Annotated in this window: 15 protein-coding genes; 2 read left to right on the top strand and 13 right to left on the bottom strand. The window is 67.8% G+C overall.

Annotated elements, in window-relative coordinates:
- Positions 1-6: 6 nt before the first annotated feature.
- Both DCN14_RS00680 and DCN14_RS00685 read right to left on the bottom strand, forming a co-directional pair.
- On the bottom strand, positions 7-1,098 hold the full coding sequence (locus DCN14_RS00680; protein WP_096500876.1) for a DUF917 domain-containing protein: 1,092 nt from the start codon (positions 1,096-1,098) through the stop codon (positions 7-9).
- Between the two features lie 260 nt (positions 1,099-1,358).
- Positions 1,359-2,249 (bottom strand): LysR family transcriptional regulator, encoded by an 891-nt coding sequence (locus DCN14_RS00685; RefSeq protein ID WP_096500873.1) that lies wholly within the window; start codon positions 2,247-2,249, stop codon positions 1,359-1,361.
- 99 nt (positions 2,250-2,348) lie between these two features.
- Here DCN14_RS00685 and DCN14_RS00690 point away from each other — a divergent pair, with 99 nt between their 5' ends.
- Entirely contained in the window at positions 2,349-3,737 is a 1,389-nt protein-coding gene (locus DCN14_RS00690; protein ID WP_096500871.1) for an amidohydrolase family protein, read from the top strand.
- A complete protein-coding gene (locus DCN14_RS00695; protein WP_096500869.1) occupies positions 3,734-5,005 on the top strand; it encodes a Zn-dependent hydrolase in 1,272 nt (423 codons plus the stop codon). Before DCN14_RS00690 ends, DCN14_RS00695 begins: the two co-directional genes overlap by 4 nt.
- Positions 5,006-5,056: 51 nt before the next feature.
- On the opposite strand, the gene DCN14_RS00700 is transcribed toward DCN14_RS00695, so the two are convergent.
- The 11 genes from DCN14_RS00700 to DCN14_RS00750 all read right to left on the bottom strand — a co-directional run bounded on the left by DCN14_RS00700 (position 5,057) and on the right by DCN14_RS00750 (position 17,582).
- Positions 5,057-6,178 (bottom strand): J domain-containing protein, encoded by a 1,122-nt coding sequence (locus DCN14_RS00700; protein WP_096500867.1) that lies wholly within the window; start codon positions 6,176-6,178, stop codon positions 5,057-5,059.
- A 96-nt stretch (positions 6,179-6,274) separates the two neighbouring features.
- Positions 6,275-6,874, bottom strand: coding sequence for an FCD domain-containing protein (locus DCN14_RS00705; RefSeq protein ID WP_341772270.1), 600 nt, complete (start codon positions 6,872-6,874; stop codon positions 6,275-6,277).
- The gene (locus tag DCN14_RS00710) at positions 6,808-7,131 is read right to left on the bottom strand and encodes a DUF4148 domain-containing protein (RefSeq protein WP_096500865.1); all 324 of its coding nucleotides are present in this window, start codon (positions 7,129-7,131) and stop codon (positions 6,808-6,810) included. Before DCN14_RS00710 ends, DCN14_RS00705 begins: the two co-directional genes overlap by 67 nt.
- Before the next feature lie 153 nt (positions 7,132-7,284).
- Positions 7,285-8,268 carry a LysR family transcriptional regulator gene (locus DCN14_RS00715; RefSeq protein WP_240327225.1) on the bottom strand — a complete coding sequence of 328 codons (984 nt, stop codon included), beginning with the start codon at positions 8,266-8,268 and terminating at the stop codon, positions 7,285-7,287.
- 36 nt (positions 8,269-8,304) lie between these two features.
- Positions 8,305-8,598 (bottom strand): hypothetical protein, encoded by a 294-nt coding sequence (locus DCN14_RS00720; protein WP_096500863.1) that lies wholly within the window; start codon positions 8,596-8,598, stop codon positions 8,305-8,307.
- 377 nt (positions 8,599-8,975) lie between these two features.
- Positions 8,976-9,962, bottom strand: a complete 987-nt coding sequence (gene cynR, locus DCN14_RS00725) for a transcriptional regulator CynR (protein WP_096501050.1) — start codon at positions 9,960-9,962, stop codon at positions 8,976-8,978.
- A 152-nt stretch (positions 9,963-10,114) separates the two neighbouring features.
- Positions 10,115-11,527: a TolC family protein gene (locus DCN14_RS00730; RefSeq protein WP_096500861.1), complete on the bottom strand. Its 1,413-nt coding sequence runs from the start codon at positions 11,525-11,527 to the stop codon at positions 10,115-10,117.
- Complete coding sequence (locus DCN14_RS00735; RefSeq protein WP_096500859.1) at positions 11,521-12,420, bottom strand: efflux RND transporter periplasmic adaptor subunit; 900 nt, start codon at positions 12,418-12,420, stop codon at positions 11,521-11,523. Before DCN14_RS00735 ends, DCN14_RS00730 begins: the two co-directional genes overlap by 7 nt.
- A 2-nt stretch (positions 12,421-12,422) precedes the next feature.
- Positions 12,423-12,647 carry a DUF1656 domain-containing protein gene (locus DCN14_RS00740; protein WP_096500857.1) on the bottom strand — a complete coding sequence of 75 codons (225 nt, stop codon included), beginning with the start codon at positions 12,645-12,647 and terminating at the stop codon, positions 12,423-12,425.
- On the bottom strand, positions 12,644-14,710 hold the full coding sequence (locus DCN14_RS00745; protein WP_096500855.1) for an FUSC family protein: 2,067 nt from the start codon (positions 14,708-14,710) through the stop codon (positions 12,644-12,646). The genes DCN14_RS00740 and DCN14_RS00745 overlap by 4 nt, the downstream gene beginning before the upstream one ends.
- A gap of 493 nt (positions 14,711-15,203) precedes the next feature.
- Positions 15,204-17,582, bottom strand: a complete 2,379-nt coding sequence (locus tag DCN14_RS00750; RefSeq protein ID WP_096500853.1) for a DNA polymerase II — start codon at positions 17,580-17,582, stop codon at positions 15,204-15,206.
- Positions 17,583-17,634 lie beyond the last annotated feature (52 nt).

Raw genomic sequence — 17,634 nt, forward strand, 5'->3', positions numbered from 1 at the left:
TCCCGTTCAGCGCGCGAGCGCATAGTCGGCGATCGAGATGCCGAGCGCGGCTTCGACCGGCGGGTACACCGCCGGATCGAACACCGACGACGACAGCGGAATGTGTGCCTTCGCGACCCGCAGCACGTGGATCTCCATCCCTTCCTTCAACCGGCCCGCGCTGACGGGGCGGCCTTCGGCGTCGAGCGTCGTGATCACGTCGGGGTAGGTCGCGATCCGTTCGCCGTGCGCGTCGTCCACCGCCATGTGTTCGTTCATCACGTGAATGGCCGCGCGCTGCGCGCCGCTGCCGACGTAGACGAGCCCGACGTCGAATGCTTCGCGCGTGTATTCGAGCGTATTGCGCTCGACCTTGCCGCTCGCGATGATCTCGCCGTGCGTGGCCGCGCAGATCGCATCGATCACCGCGCTGCCGCCGCGCCGTTCGGCGTCGATGATCGCTTCGCCCAGTGCGAGCGCGCGGCTGATGCCGCCGAGCGCCGCATGCTGGCGCACGTACGACGCGCGAATCGGGTTGCGGCAGCTCGCGATGAAGCCGCCCGCCATGTCGGCCGCCTTGCGCAGCACCGGCGACACCTTCGCGGTCGCGCCGCGCACGACCACTTCCATGTATGCATGCCGTTCGCGGTTGCCGCCGGCCGCTGCCTGGATCATCGGCGTCGTGCTCGACGCGAGGCCGAGCGAGCCCATGTCGCCGGTCGGATGCGCGCGGATGTCGCCCACCGCGTCGACCACCTTGGTGCCGAGCAGCGCGGACGGCAGCCACGCGTTCAGCGTGCTGGACATCCCGTTCTGCCCGATGATGAGCCCCGCGAGCGGCGCGCCGAGCGCGTCCTGCACGAGCTGCGCGGCCTTCACGTAGTCCGAGCCGAGCATTTGCCAGTCGGTGAGGCCGCCCGGCGCGCCGATCGCGGCGGCGGTGGCGATCCACGCGTCGTCGGGCAGCTCGTCGATGCTCACCAGTTCGGGGCGGCCGATCGTGACCGCGAGCGTGCCGAGTTCGCGGCCGTGGTCGGCCCAGCCGCCGCCGCCGCATGCGAAAACCGAACCGCCCTTGACGGCGGCTTCGACGTCTTTCGAAGACAGAATGCGTCCCATGTGTCGTTTGTCCTGAGAGGGGAAAAGGGCTGTACGCGCCGGCCGGAAAGCCTTGTGTGGCGGTACTGTCCAAACGATTCTAGGGACGCCGAATATTGAGCGTTATTGCTATTTTATGGAGACTTCATAACGCAATGTTAAGCGTAGGGTAATCCCGGTGACGCTCGAGCGACGGGTCGCGAACGGGGTGATCCGCCGCCTCCGGTGCGACGACGAAATGCAGGCTGGACAAGGATTCCAGCCCGTTCAGATAACGAAATTCATGCGTCCGCGGAAAGCGCGTGCAGCGTGTCGATGAATTCGTGCGCGAGGCGCGACAGCGGCGCGAGCACCGGGTGCAGCACGCTGACGGGGGCGGCGATGGTCGGCACGATCGGCTTCACGACGATCTGCGGCCATACGGGCCCGGCAACCGTCAGTTCGTCGATCAGCGCGATGCCGGTGCCGGCCTGTGCGAGCGCGCACGCGACGTGCGCCTGCTGCACTTCGATCTTGACCTGCGGCACGAGCCCTTCGTCGCTGAACAGCCGGCGCACCAGTTGCCCGAGCGGAATGTCGCTGCCATAGCCGATCAGCGGCTGGTTCGCGAGATCGCGCACGGCCAGCGTCTTGCGCCGCGCGAACGGGTGCGACGCGGGCACGGCCGCGACCATCCGGTTTTCATAGAGGCGCTGGCTCTCGACGTTCGGATGCGTGTCCTGCAGGAACGCGATGCCGAGTTCGACCTGTTGCGTGAGCACGGCCTGCAGCAGCACGCTCGGGATCATCGTGTGCAGGATGATGCGCACGTCGGGAAAGCGCGCGTAGAACGCCGCGATCGCGCGCGGCAGCAGCGATTGACCGAGGTTGGGGCTGCACGCGATGCGCAGGTGGCCCATCCGGTTCTCGATCAGGTCTTCCGCGATTTCGTTCACGCGCTGCACGCCCTGGTACACCGCATTGACCTCGACGAACAGCCGCTGTGCTTCCGGCGTCGGGTAGAGCCGCCCCTTGATGCGCTCGAACAGCGCGAGGCCGAGCCGTTGCTCGGCATACGAAATGAGCCGCGAGACGGCCGGCTGCGACACGTGCAGCAGCTTCGCGGCGCCGCTGATCGAGCCGGTCAGCATGATGGCGCGAAACACCTCGATCTGGCGCAGATTCAGACGCACAGCCTTAACTCCATGTTATGTGGGGACGATAAATCGGCATGAGACATTCTGGCAGAGCGCTGCCTAAACTGCTCGTGATCAAAAAAGCAGGAGGCGAAGATGAGCGAATTCGAACAGGTCGTGCGCGGCCGGCTGGTCGATGCGCACGAGGTAGTCGACGACGGCTGGCTCGCGATCCGGGATGGACGGATCGCCGCGCGCGGCACGGGCGTACCGCCGGCGGCGCGCGATACGGTCGATGCGCGCGGGCAGTGGGTGCTGCCGGGCGTCGTCGACGGGCAGGTTCATGCGGCCAGTCAGGCGAACCAGGAGGGGCTCGGTCACGCGTCGCGTGCGGCCGCCGCCGGTGGCGTGACGGTGATGGTCGACATGCCGTACGACGATCCGGAGCCGGTTGCGTCACGTGCGCAACTCGACCGCAAGATCGCGGAAGCCGAGCGCGACTGTCACGTCGACGTCGCGCTGTACGGCACGCTCAACGCGAAGCACGGCCTCGAAGCGGCGGCCGGTCTGATCGACGGCGGCGTGTGCGCATTCAAGTTCTCGACGTTCGAGGCGACGCCCGGCCGGTTCCCGCGCGTCGAGGAGGATGTGCTGTACGAAGCATTCCGGCTGATCGCGCCGTCGGGTCTCGCATGCGGCGTGCACAACCAGATGCAGGACCTGACGCGCAAGAACGTCGCGCGCATGATCGAAGCGGGCGACACGGGCTGGGATGCGTTCCTGCGCGCGCATCCGCCGCTGATCGAGAACCTCGCGACCGCATTGATCTACGAGATCGGCGCGGAAACGGGCGCCCGCGCACACGCGGTGCACGTGTCGACGTCGCGCGGCTTCGAACTGTGCAACATGTACCGGCGTGCCGGCCATCGCTCAAGCATCGAGACCTGCGTGCAGTACCTGATGCTCGACCACGAAACGCATACGAAGCGCTTCGGCGCGAAGACGAAGCACTACCCGCCGATCCGGCCGCGCGCCGAACAGGTGCTGCTGTGGACGCACATCGCGCGCGGCGAATGCACGTTCGTGTCGTCGGATCACGTGAGCTGGGGGCTGGAACGCAAGGGCGACCCGAACGTGTTCCGCAACGCGTCGGGCGGGCCGGGGCTCGAAACCCTGCTGCCGGCATTCTGGACCGGCTGCGAGCAGCACGGCATCGCGCCGACGCGGGTGGCCGAACTGCTCTCGACGAACCCGGCGCGGCATTTCCTGCTCGACGATCGCAAAGGGTCGCTCGATATCGGCGCCGATGCGGACTTCGTGATCCTCACGCCGGAACGTTACGCGTTCGATCCGTCGCGCAGCCTGTCGGCCGTGCAGTGGAGCGCGTTCGAAGGGATGGAATTCACGGTGCGGATCGCCGCCACCTACTGTCGCGGCGCGCTCGTGTATGACGGCGAGCGCATCGTCAACCCGGCAGGTTCGGGCCGCTTCCTGAAGCCGCACGGCAGCCGGTCGATCGCCACGCAACAGGAGCCCCACGCATGAATCCGACGTCTTTTCCGCCGCTGAACGCCGAACGCCTGAACGCGCGCGTCGAGCAACTGGCGCGCTTTACGCGGCCCGATGTCCCGTGGACCCGCCGCGCGTTCTCGCCGCTCTTCACCGACGCGCGCGCATGGCTTGCCGCGCAGTTCGCCGAAGCCGGGCTCGCGGTGTCGATGGACGCGGGCGGCAACCTGATCGGCCGCCGTGAAGGCAGCGGCCGTTGCACGAAGCCGCTCGTCACGGGGTCACACTGCGACACGGTGGTCGGCGGCGGCCGTTTCGACGGCATCATCGGCGTGCTCGCCGGCATCGAGGTCGCGCATACGCTGCACGAGCAGGGGATCGTGCTCGACCATCCGTTCGAGGTGATCGACTTCCTGTCGGAAGAGCCGAGCGACTACGGCATCTCGTGCGTCGGCAGCCGCGCGCTGTCGGGCGTGCTCGATGCCGGCATGCTGCGTGCGACGAACGCCGAAGGCGAAACGCTCGCCGACGCGCTGCGCCGCATCGGCGGCAACCCCGACGCGCTGCGCGAACCGCTGCGCGCGCCGGGCAGCACGGCCGCGTTCGTCGAGCTGCATATCGAGCAAGGCCCGGTGCTCGAGACGCGCGGCTTGCCGATCGGCGTCGTGACCAACATCGTCGGCATTCGGCGCGTGCTGATCACCGTGACCGGGCAGCCCGACCATGCGGGCACCACGCCGATGGACATCCGCCGCGACGCGCTCGTCGGCGCCGCGCACCTGATCGAGGCCGCGCATGCGCGGGCGTCGGCGCTGTCGGGCAATCCGCATTACGTGGTGGCGACGATCGGGCGGATCGCGATGACGCCGAACGTGCCGAACGCGGTGCCGGGGCACGTCGAGCTGATGCTGGAGGTGCGCAGCGACAGCGACGCGGTGCTCGACGATTTCCCCGAGACGCTGCTGGCCGGTGCGGCCGCGCGGCTCGACGCGCTACGGCTGAGCGCGCGTGCCGAGCACGTGAGCCGTGCGCGGCCGACCGATTGCCAGCCGCTCGTGATGGACGCGGTCGAGCAGGCGGCCACGCAGCTCGGCTATCCGAGCATGCGGCTGCCGAGCGGTGCGGGGCACGATGCGGTGTACGTCGCGCCGACCGGGCCGATCGGGATGATCTTCATTCCGTGCCTGGGCGGCCGCAGCCATTGTCCGGAGGAATGGATCGAGCCGCGGCAACTGCTCGACGGGACGCGCGTGCTGTACCAGACGCTCGTGGCGCTCGATCGCTCGCTGGCCGGCGCGGCGTAGCGTAAGGGGCGCAGCGCGGGGGCCGCTATCGATGGGTGCGGCCCGCTTCGCTCAAAACGAATCGTCGTCGAAGCGCGAAGAGACCGGCCGCCGCTTCATGTCCTTCAGCCAGTCCCGGACCTTGTCCGGATCCTCGAACTCGCGCAGCGCGACGGTCAGATCCTGATTGCCGCGCTGCATGCCGGCGATGTCGCGCGCGAGCATGCGCACGACGGTATCGGGTGCGACCTTGACCGACGACGCGATGCCGTACGTCCGCCGGAAATCGCGCTCGACGTGCTCGATCTCACGATCGAGTTCGCGCAGCTGTTCCTCCAGGATGCCGTTGTAGCGCGCGAGCCGCGCTTCGCCGAGGCCGTCGATCGCACGGCGGTCGATCTGTTCGATCTCCAGCTGCAGTTCGAGCAGCTGCAGCAGATTGCCCTTCTCGTAAGCGTGGTTGACCCGCTGCATCAGCACGGTCTTGCGCTGCTGTTCCTGCGGATCGGTTTCGCGATCGGGATGCAGCGCGCTGGCGAGCTTGCGATAGATCTCGCGGATCGACTTGCTCGATTCGGCCTGCTCGGCTTCGATCCGGGCCTGCGCGGCCGATTGCTTCGGTGCTTTCTTGCGCTTCGCGCGCTGCGCCTCGCGGGCCGCGTGCGCGGCCATGTCGCGCTCGAACTGGGCGTCGAGTTCGGCCTGCATCCGCTCGGCGAGTTCGTCGGGCGACAGCGCGTCGAGATCGTTCGCCGGCGCCGGGTCAGGTTCCGGTTTCGGTTTCGTCGGCGCAGGCTCGGCTGCTGCGTCGCCGACGTTCGCGGAGGCGCGATGCCGGTCGTACATGGCCTTCAACCCGGCATCGTCGCTGACGTGCAGCAAATCGCGAGCCATATCGGCGATCAGGTCGGACAGCGTACGTTGTTCGGCCTTGCTCAAGCCCTTCTGCAGAAACGCATCGTCGAGCAGATGGAGCAACCGGATCCGCAGCGCCGTCGATTCCCGTTCGAGCGGCAACAGCCCGTCGACGAACTTCTTCTGGAACGCCGGCGTGATGGCTTCCCACGCGCCGAGACGCTCGCGCCGCTTTTCGATCTGCTTGACGAGCGTATTGAACGTTTTCTGGGCTGTCGACAGGCTGGCTGTCTCGTGACCGGGCGCAATGGCGACCTCGGCACCGCGACGTGCGGTCATGATGAATATCCTCCGGCCGCGGCGGATGGCGCGGCAGGCCGGTATTCTAGCCGGACGGGCTCGCGTGCCGGCCCGCGGTGCACCGATGCGGCTGCGTTACAGCACCGCCATCGATTCCGTCATGTTCTGCTTCATGTAGTCGAGGAAGCGCTTCTGGAACAGCATCGTGTGTTCGTGCGCGGCCCGCTCGGCCGCATCGGCATCGCGCCGCGCGATCGCGTCGATCAGTTCGTCGTGGTCGCGGCCGAGCTTGGCCGCCGTCGGCGAACTCACCGTGAAATCGAAATGCAGATGCAGCAGGCGCTGGCCTTCGCCGAGCAGCCGCTCGTAGTAGCCGATGAAGTACGGATTGTTCGCGGCGTGCGCGATCGCCATGTGCAGCGCCTTGTTGGTCTCCGACATCGCCTGGAAGTCGCCGCTCGCGACGGCTTCCATGTAGACGTCGTCGGCCTTGCGGATCTTCGCGAGGTCGGCATCGGAGCGCTGCGTGGCCGCGAGCCGCGTGACCGCGCGCTGGATCAGGTCGAGCGCCGAGATGTATTTCGGGAATTCCTCGATTTCGAACGGTGTGACGAGCGTCGTGCGGTTCGGCCCGGCAAGCGATGCTTGCCGCGGCGCCCGGCGGCGCGTTATCGCTTCACCGCGGCGACGGCCGGTGCGCCCGAAGACGTGCCCGGTGCGCCGCTCGGGCCATATGCGGCTTCGCTGCTCTTGTGCTCCGCGACGCGTTTCGCGGCCAGGCGTTCCTGGGCGGCGATCAGGTCGTCCGGATAGTTGTCGCTCTCGCCGGTTGCCGGATCGTAGCCGACCGATTCGAGGTCGAGCAGTTCCTGGCGAACCTGTGCGCGCGTGAGCGTCGAGTGCGACGACTGCGCGTAGGACGCGGTCGGTGCGGCGAGCAGGACGGTAGCGGTAGCGGCGACAGTGGCGATGGTGACGATGATGGATTTCACGATTTCCTCAGAAGGTTTCGTTGCGGTTCGGCGCGAGTGCGATGGCCTGAACCGACGTGACAAGTTTAGGAACCCGGATCGCCGGGATATACGGCCAATCCTGGCGAGCTCTGTTCCAGATCGAGTGAAAGTGGGCGACGCGCGACGCGACGTTCACGCATCGGCAATCGCCGCGTCGGCGACCCTCGTGTCGGGCATGCGGTTCGCGTTGAGCGTGCCGGCGGCACGCGGCGCGCCGATCGACGGCAGCCTGAATCGTTCGGCCGCGAGGTCGACGAACGCGCGCACCTTGCCGGGCAGGAACTCGCGGCCGGGGTACACGAGCGACACGGTCACGCCGTCGTTCACGATCCGGTAGTCGCCGAGCACGCGCGTCAGCGTGCCGATGCGCAGGTCGCTGGCGACCGCGTATTCGGGCAGCAGCGCGATGCCGCCGCCGGCCAGCGCGAGCTGGCGCTGCATCAATGCGCTGTTCACGGTGAGCGGCGCATCGAGCTGGATCGCATCGAGCGTGCCGTTCGGGCCGGCCCATCGGCAGGTTCTCGGGCCGGCCGAAAGACCGACGATCCGGTGGCCGTCGAGGTCGGCCGGCCGCTGCGGTGCCGCCGCTTCGAGCAGGTAGCCCGGAGACGCGACCGCGACGAGCGGTGCATGCACCAGCGTGCGCGACACGACGGACATCGACGTGATCATCGAGTCGGCGACGATGCCGGCGTCGAAGCTGCCGCCGAGCAGATCCACTTCCGATTCGGTCAGCGTGATGTGCAGCGACACGTCCGGATGACGCGACTGGTATTCGGCGAACAGTCCGGCGAGCTCCGCCGACATCAGGCTGTGGAGCACGACGACGTTCAGGTCGCCGGCAATCTGGCTCGATGCCTGCGTGGCGCGCGACTCGATTTCCGACAGATCCATCAGCAGCGCGCGGCACCCTTCCGCATAGCGGACGCCAACTTCGGTCAGTACCGTCTTGCGCGTCGAGCGTTGCAGCAGTTTCACGCCCAGGTGCGCTTCGAGATCGCCGACGTAACGCGTGACCAGCGACGGCGAGAGATTCAGCTGGTGCGCGGCATGAGAGAAATGATGCGTGTCTGCAACCTTGAGAAAGACCCGCATCGCACTGAACAGATGGTTCACGACGATTCCTGTAGCTGGGCGTTGGAGGCGGTGCGATCAGCTGCCGAAGTAGACGTTGCAGAAGCTCACGGGGCCGACGCAGTCGGCGTCCGCGGCGCGCTGGCGGCCGGCCGGCGCAGGGCGAAGCGGGACGACGGCCTTCGTCGCGGCGGCGGCGCGCGCATTGCCGACGTCGTTCGAGCGGGCGGCGAGTTGCGCGGTGTAGACGGGGGCGGCTGCTTGCGATGCCGGTTGTTGTTGCTGCTGTTGCGCGTATGTACTGGTGGTTGCGGCGACGCCGGAAAATGCAATGAGAACGGTGGCGACAGGTACCGTGACAAACTTAAACATTTAGGATTCCGATAATATATATAAGGTATTTTTCCTGTTCGATTCGGTATGTCGGCGTATCGCGGAAAGATCGTGCGGACGGGGCGCTGGCGCCCGCCGCGTCGGGATTCGGCGCGGTCGGATTACCTTGAATCGATGACGAAAGGATGAAGGAAAACCCTGATCGTGTCCAAGGCGAATTTCCGATCCGGTCGATAAGGCAAAGCGATTGTCGATCGATGAAAGTTATTGCATCAATGCAGGATTGAAAATACGGAATCCAAAATTACCAGGACGCGTGCGTGCGTACGATCGCCGCGCCCGTCATGCGGGCGCGGCGTCGGGCCGACTGGACGATTCGTGCGGGATTCGCCGCCCGTCGGGCGACGAAGCGGAGGTCACGCGTGATCGCGTGGCGTCAGCGTGCGCAGCGACGCCAGGCTGCCGTGTTCGAGCATCTCGCGCACCAGCGCCGCGAACGCGGTCGACGCGACGGTGCGATATGCGCCCTTGCGACGCAGCAGCGCGACCGTGCGGACCGGAAACGGCGGATCGAGCGGCACGTACTGCAGGTCGCGATGCTCGAACTCGATCGTGCCGGGCAGGATCGTCGCGATCTTGCCGCGGCTCACGATCTTCAGCACCGCGCTGATCGAATTCGCCTGCAGCGCGACGTCGGGCTGCATGGCGTACGACTGGAAATAGCTGTCGACATAGAAGCGCGACACGAAGCTCGTCGTCAGCAGCGCGAGCGGCGTGCCGGCGAGCTGCGTCGGCGTGACGGGCTCGCGCTGCGCGGTCAGCGGATGCGTGCGGCCGACCACGAGCATCAGTTGCTCGGGAAACAGCGCCTCGGCCTCGATTTCGTCGGAGCGCACGTCGACGAAGCCGAACGCGAGATCGACCTGATCGTCGCCCAGCGCGGTTTCCACCGCATCGAGCGACATCTCGGTGATCTCGATCACGATGCCCGGATAGCGCTCGTGGAACTGCTCGATCACGGGTGCGACGAGATATTCGGTGAAGGTCGGCGTGAAGCCGATCCGCAGTTGCCCGCGCGACAGGTCGTGCACGTCGTGCAGCGCGCGCTGCGCGGTCAGCAGGTCGTTGTGCGCGCGGCGCGCATATTCGAGGTAGACGCTGCCGAAATCGGTGAGCTGGACCATGCGCCCGCTGCGGTCGAACAGTTGTGCGCCGAGTTCGTCCTCGAGCTGGCGCACCTTCTGCGACAACGCCGACTGCGACACGCTGAGCGCTTCGGCGGCCCGCGTGAAGTTGCGGTGCTCGTCGATCGCCAGCAGATAGCTGATGTTGCGAAGCAGGGGGCTGCGTTGGGTGAACTTCATCTTGCGCGGATTGAGTCGCGGGTCGCGTGGGTCGGGCATGGCGACATTATGCGCTGGTTGCGACGCGGCGGGCCGCGCTCGCGCGGTGCGCGGGAAGACGTCGGCGCGCGTGGCAACGCCGGAGTCGGGCATGGTTGCCGCTACCGGCGCGAGCGCGGTATCGCGTTCGATCGTCAGGTCGTCGGACATGCTCATTGCCAGCCGCCTCCGAGCGCCAGGAACGTCGAGATCTGGTCGTTGTTCACGTCCTGCTGCGCGGCGGCGACGGCCGTTTCGGCGGCCAGCCACGTGCGCTGCGCATCGAGCGCCGCCAGCCCGCCGACCCGGCCGCCGCGCCGCAGCTCGTCGGTGCGGTCCATCACGTCGCGCGCCGCGTCGCGCGACGCCTTGAGGCGTTGCAACCGGTCGAGCGCACCCGCGTAGGTATCGAGCGACGTTTCGGTTTCGCGCAGCGCGGTGAGCACGGTCGCGTCGAAATGGGCAAGGCTCGCGCGGCTGTCGGCATGTGCGGCTTCGATGCGGTCGCGGATCGTGCTGCGATGCAGGTCCCACGTGACCATCGGGCCGATCGCGAAGCGGTTCGTCAGCGGCGTGAAGAACGCGGCGGCGCCGCCGGTCGAGCCGATGCCCGCGCCGAGCTTGATGTCCGGATAGAGCGCGGCCGTTTCGACGCCGATGCGCGCCGTCGATGCCGCGAGCCGGCGCTCGGCCGCACGCACATCGGGGCGGCGTTTCAGTAGCGCGCGCCCGTCGCCGGCTGGAAGCGGTTTCGACAGTCGCAGCGGCGTGCTGCACGTCAGCAGCGTGCGATCGTAGTTTGCCGGCGGCCGCCCGGACAGCGTCGCGAGACGGAACGCCGCGTTCAGCCGGCGCGCCTGCAACGGCGCGAGCTGCGCGCGGCTGTTCTCGAGGCCGCCCTGGTCGCGCTGCTGCTCGAACGTCGGCGCGCGGCCGTTCGCGATCAGCTGGCGCGTCAGCGCGAGGCGCTGCTGCTGGACTGCGATGGAACGCTGCAGCACGTCGATCTGGTTGCCGGCATTGCACAGGTCCGAATACGCGCGCGTCACTTCGGCGGCGACGTTCACGCGCACGAGATCGCGCGCCGCGGCGACGGCCTCGTTGTCGGCGGACGCCGCCTCGATCCCGCGCCGGATGCCGCCGAACAGGTCGAGGTCGTAGCTCATCGTGAGCCCCATGTTGTAGATCTCGTGACGCGGCGGCTCGACGTGCGACAGCACCGAGGCCGCCGACTGCTGCGTGTAGTTCGTCGAAGCGTCGACGCCGACGCTCGGCTCGCGCGCCGTGCGCGTCGCCGCAAGCAGTGCGTTGCTGCGTTCGAGGTTCGCCTGCGCGGCGCGCAGGTCGACGTTGCTCGCCAGCGCCTTTTCGACGAGCCCGTCGAGCACCGGATCGGTATAGAGGCGCCACCAGTGATCGGGCAGCGGATCGGCCGACGCAATCGATGTGCCCGCAACGAACGCGCCGTTCGCGGCCGGTGCGTTCACGAGCGCGTTCGACGGAACGCGATAGTCGGGGCCGACCTCCGCGCACGCGGCGAGCGCGATGCACAGCGCGGCAAGGGCGGTCGTGCGCAGGCTCACCATGGCAGGCTCCTGCGTACCGTCACGTCGCCGGCCCGCGCATGAATCTCGACCGACGCGGTCTGCCCCGGCACGAGCCGCACGCCGGGCGGCACCGCATCGATCGCGACGCGTACCGGGATGCGTTGCGCGAGCCGCACCCACGTGAACGCCGGGTTCACGTTCGCGAGCTGCGCATCGCCGCCCGCCCGCTCGCGGTCCTCGACGCCGCCGGCGATGCTCTGCACGTGGCCGCGGATCTCGGTTGCGACACCCATCAGGTAGATGCTGGCCGGATCGCCGACATGAATGGCCGGCAGCTTGGTTTCCTCGAAGTAGCCTTCGACGCGCAGCGACGCGTCGTTCACCAGCGCCATCGCGCCCTTGCCGGCGTTCAGGTAGACGCCCGGCAGCAGCCCGACGTTGGTCACGGTGCCGTCGATCGGCGCGCGCACCAGCGTGCGCGCCAGGTTCAGCGCGGCAAGATCGCGTGCGGAGTGCGCCTGCGCGAGCGCGGCGCGCAGTTTCTCGACGCGCGTCGTGCCCTGCTGCGTCGATTCTTCGGCGACCACATCCGGCATCGCGCGATTGCGGCGGTCTTCGCGCACCGCTTCGTCGAGTTCGGCCTGTTCGCTCGCGATGTTCGCATCGGCCTGTTCGAGCGCGATGCGGTAGCGCGACGGATCGATCACGAGCAGGACCTGGCCTTTCGTGACCTTCTGGTTGTCGTGCACGCGCACGTTGGTGACGAGGCCGCTCACGTCGGGCGCGATCGGCACCACGTCGGCGCGCACCTTGCCGTCGCGCGTGAGCGGCTCGATCTGGTAGCGCACCCACAGCCCGTAGATCGCGCCGAGGATGCCGAGGATGATCGCGACCGTCAGCACGGTGCGCAACAGGGGGATGATTCGCTTCATGGTCAGGAAAGGAGGCGATACGGGAAACAGGCGTCGGCGAGACGGGCGATGCCCCACCACAGCACGAAGAACGTCGCCAGCTCGAGGAGTGCCGGTTGCCACAGCAGCACGCGCAGCGGCAGGCGCAGCAGCACGCCGCGCAGCAGGAACGTGACGGCCAGCGCGACGACGGCCCATGCGAGTGCGGACGGCATGTAGATGCCGAAAATGTGGATCTCTTCGATCATCGCGTCGCTCCTTCGACGAGTTGGACATGCGGGAACAGGTTGCAGCGCATGCCGACCAGCGCGAGCAGCGTGGCGTCGTCGCGGCCGGTGGCGTTGCGCGCGGCGGCGCCGATCGCGCGGTTCAGCGTGCGCATCAGCGCCGCCGTCGCCGGAATCGGGTGATGCGCGTCGGCGCGTGCGCGGTACAGGTTCGACACCGCTTCGAGCGCGGCTTCGATCGCGATGCGCGTCTGCGCATCGCCTTTGTCGAGGCCTTCGCGTACCTGGATGATGTTGCGGCCGATGCGCAGGTCGCTCAGCCCGTCGACGGCATGCAGCGCGTCGCCCGGGTTCGCGAATGCCATGCGCGCGGCCACCTGGCCGAGCCGGTCGACCGCGCGCGCGGTCCACGCGGGCGCGTCGAGCGGCCGGTGCGGGTCGGCCATCTGCGCGAGATCGGCCCAGTTCTGACGCACGATCCGGTACGCGGTCCAGCGCGTGCTGGCCGAGCGGAAGAGTTTGGTCACGACCAGCGTCGTGACGATGCCGCCGACCTGTGCGAGCCCCGTATTGAGGAACAGCGCGAAGTCGGCCTGGAAACGATCGAGAAAGCCCATGGCGACGATGAAGCAGGAGAACATCGGAAGCGCGCGCGCGGTGCGCGCGGGATCGGCCTGGATGTAGCCCATCCAGACGAAGGCCGGCGCGAGCGTCAGGATCAGCATTCCGGCGCCGTCGACACGTGGCAGGATCACGAACAGATACAGCGCGGCGAGCGGAAAGGTGACGAGCGTCGACATCAGGTAGCGGCCGATCACCGGCGCGGGATCGTCCTGCGCCGCGAACGAGCAGGTGACGAGCGCGGCGAACGCGGCGGTGGCCGAACCGTTTGGCCACGCGAGCAGGATCCACACCGCGCAGTAGATGACGATCGCGGTGGCTGTCGCGGCGCCCGCGAGCAGCGCGAGCCCGTGGTCGCGCGCGAGCCGGAAGCGCTGCGTGCCGTCGACGGGCGGCAGATGGCGTTCCAGCTCGGCATCGCTTTCCGCGAAGGTCCGCACGAGTCCGCGCGCGGCGTGCAGCGTGTCGATGAAATCGGCGGTGCGGTCGAACAGGTTCGCGGCGAGCAGCGACGTCCAGGTCGGATCGAGCAGGCGCTCGGCCGCCAGCGTGCGGCAGCGCGCGGCGAGGCCGACGTCGAGCGCTTCGCCGACTTCCTGCGACGCCTTCAGATCCTCGACCACGGCATCGACCAGCGCGGCGGTGTCCGCATCGACCGCGTTCAGCGCGCGCAACTGGTCGAGCCGGTTCGCGGCGGCCGATGCGATCGACAGCAGCGCGGCGAGGCGGTGTTGCAGCGCGGTGACCGTATCGCGCGTCGCGAGCGCGAAGCGCTGGTCGAACGGCAGCGTCGTCGCGATCATCCCGAGCTCGGTCACGTCGGCCGCGAGCTTGCGGCGATGCTCGTGTTCGAGCCGTGTGTGCTGCGTACCGAAGGCGTCGACCGTCCAGCGGCACGCGTCGCCCAGAAACGACAGCGCGCGCTCGTGAATCACCGGCCGGCTGTTCGCGGGCTTCAGCAGCATGTGCGTGATCGTCACGCACAGGATCGCCACCGTCATTTCCTCGACGCGCGACACCGCGGTGATGAAGATGTTGGTCGGATCGTCGAGATACGGGAAGCAGATCACGGCCGAACTGAACGCGGCCATCTGGAACAGGAACGCGCGCGGCGTGCGGTCCAGCACCGCGAGATAGATGCAGAAGCCGATCCACAGCGCGAGACACAGCACCAGCAGGGCCGGCGAGTTCTGCAGGTTGGGCGCGACCACGACCGTCACCACCGCGCCGGTCGCGATGCCCGCGAGCCGGTAGATGACCTTCGGGCGGAATGCGCCGGCCATCGGCTGCGCGGTCACGTACACGGTCAGCAACGCCCACCACGGGCGCGGAAAGCTGACGGTAAACGAGATCAGCAGCACAAGCGCGGCGGCGATAAAAGTGCTGATCGAGAAAAGGAGCTTTCTCGGATCGATAGAGAATGGATCGCGCGGCCGTAGCGGCGCGACGGTGGTTTGCGACACGTCGGTTTCCTTGGGCGAGACAGGCGAAGAGCGTTGCTGCGGCTGGGTTACGGCGTCGGAGGCGGCGTGCCGCGCGTCATGTCGTGCGGTGCCGGTTTGCGGCATGCGCCGTGGCGGAGGGCGGTGGGGTGTGCGGGAGTAGGAGACCGCACGAAAAGGAGGTGTGTTGCAGGTATTTCAAGCACGGCGTGCGCGCCTTTTCCTTTTGATTCAAGCGCATGGCGACGCCACGTCGATGGCCGCGGGCACCACGAAAACTCGGTTGCGAAGGATCAGGGTTTCGTTCGATTGCGATGGACGAAATTGTGCGCTGCGGCGTGCGCGGCGTCCAAGTCGGATTTCTGACCGGGTCGATCGGTTTTACTTATCGCTCGGCGCAAGAGCCGGCATGAATGCCGATCGGCGCGGATGTGCCGTCATGAAGGGCATGGCGGGCGAGAAGCGGTTGCGAGCGCAACCGTGTGACGGGACGGGGCCTCGCGATGCGGCCGGGTCAGTCGCCGAACAGTTGCCCCTGCCCCGAAATCACGCGTTCGAAATCGTCCCGCAAAAACGGCAGGATCGCATCGGCGACCGGCTGCAGCTGGCGGCTCACGTAGAACGCGTAGTCGATCGGCGAGCGCATCGTCTCGAGCGGTTCGGGGCCGGCCGTCGTCATCACATAGCTGATCCAGCCGCCGCGCTGATACTGGAGCGGCCGGCCGCGCGCCTGGTTGAATTCGTCGGCGATCCGCGCCGCGCGCACGTGCGGCGGCACGTTGCGTTGATATTCGCTCAACGGCCGGCGTACGCGCTTGCGATAGATCAGTTGCGCGTCGAATTCCCCGGCGAGCGTGCGGCGCACGTAGTCGCGCACGAAGTCCTGGTACGGCTCGCGCTTGAACACGCGCCGGTAGAGTTCGCGCTGGAATGCCTGCGCGAGCGGCGTCCAGTCGGTGCGCACCGTTTCGAGCCCCTTGAACACGAGGTCTTCGCCGCCGTCGGCCGCGAGCGCGAGGCCCGCATAGCGCTTCTTGCTGCCTTCCTCCGCACCGCGCACGGTCGGCATCAGGAAGCGGCGGTAATGCCGCTCGTACTGCAGTTCCAGCGCGCTCTCCAGCCCGAAGCGATCGTGCAGGTGCGCGCGCCACCAGCGGTTCACGTGCTCGACCAGCGCGCGGCCCTTGCCGGCGGCTTCGTCGTCGTCGTGCGCGCGGCCGAGCCACACGAACGTCGAATCGGTGTCGCCATAGATCACTTCGTATCCCTGAGCTTCGATCAGATCGCGCGTGCGATGCATGATCTCGTGGCCGCGCATCGTGATCGACGACGCGAGGCGTGGATCGAAGAACCGGCAGCCGGTCGAGCCGAGCACGCCGTAGAACGAGTTCATGATGATCTTCAGCGCCTGCGACAGCGGTGCGTTGCGCTGCCGCTTCGCTTCGTCGCGGCCTTCCGATACGCGCCGCACGATGTCGGGCAGGCAATGCGCGGTGCGCGAGAAGCGCGCGCCGAGAAAACCGGGCACGGAGGTGTCGTCGCCCGGCTGCGCGAGCCCTTCGATCAGCCCGGCCGGATCGATCAGGAACGTGCGGATGATCGACGGATACAGGCTCTTGTAGTCGAACACGAGCACCGAGTCGTACAGGCCGGGCCGCGAATCCATCACGAAGCCGCCGGGGCTGTTCTGCCCCGTCACGTCGCCGAGGTTCGGCGCGACGTAGCCGAGCCGGTGCATGCGCGGCAGGTACAGGTGCGTGAACGCCGCGACCGAGCCGCCGGTGCGATCGGCCGCGAGCCCCGTGACCGTCGCGCGTTCGAGCGCGAAGGACAGCAGGTCGGCCTTGTCGAAGATGCGCGTGACGAGCTCGCAGTCCTTCAGGTTGTAGCGCGCGAGCGCGGGCTTGTCGTGATCGAAGCGGCGCTGGATCTCGTCCATCCGCTGGTACGGATTGTCGATCGACTTGCCTTCGCCGAGCAGCGACTGCGACACGTATTCGAGGCTGAACGACGGGAACGTCCACGTCGCCGATTTCAGCATGTCGATGCCGTCGAGGATCAGCCGGCCCGCCGCGCCCGCGAAGAAGTGGTCGGGCTGCTGGCCGTGCGCGCGCCAGTCGAGCACGCTGCCGCCGCGGCCGAGTTTCAGCGGCACGCCGTACTGCTCCGCGTGTGCGTGCAGGATGCGCAGGTCGAACTGCACGAGATTCCAGCCGATCACCGCATCGGGATCGTGTTCGTCGAACCACGCGTTGAGCCGCGCGAGCAGCTCGGGCCGGCTGTCGCAGTAGTCGAGCCGGAAGTCGAGCGAGGGCGCGGGCGCGTCGCCGTTCGGCGGCCCGAGCATGTAGACCTGCCGCTGTCCGCAGCCTTCGAGCGCGATCGAATACAGCTCGCCGTGGACGCTCGTTTCGATGTCGAGCGACACGCAGCGCAGCGCCGGACGATAGCCGGTCGCGCTTTTCAGTTCGCCGTCGGCCAGCGTGCCGTCGCGGCCGGGCACGCCGCGAAACTGCACGGGCGCCGTGATGAAGCGCTCCATCATGTAGCGGTCGGGCGGCTGCACGTCGGCTTCGTAGACGTCGACGCCGGCCGCGGCGAGGCGCTTCTGGAGCCCGGACAGATGACGGTAGCGCCGGCAGTAGAGGCCGACGACCGGGCGCTGACGGAAATCGCGCAGCGCGAGCGGGCGCAGCTCGGCGTCGCGTTCACCGGCCAGCGCGCGTTCGGCGAGCGCCTGCTGCTCGACCGGCACGAACGCGACGGCTTCCTGCGGGCGCAGCCGCACGCGGCGCGGGCCGTGTTCGGTTGCCAGCCAGAACTCGATCTCGATGCCGGACGCGGTGTCCCGCCAGTGGCGGGTGAGGATGAAACCCTGCTCGAACTCCGTCAAAACGCTTGCTCGTCGTGGATGCCCAGGCGGCGGATTTTAGCGCTGTCGTGCG

It is taken from the genome of Burkholderia sp. IDO3, from assembly GCF_003366075.1.
Classification (GTDB): domain Bacteria; phylum Pseudomonadota; class Gammaproteobacteria; order Burkholderiales; family Burkholderiaceae; genus Burkholderia; species Burkholderia anthina.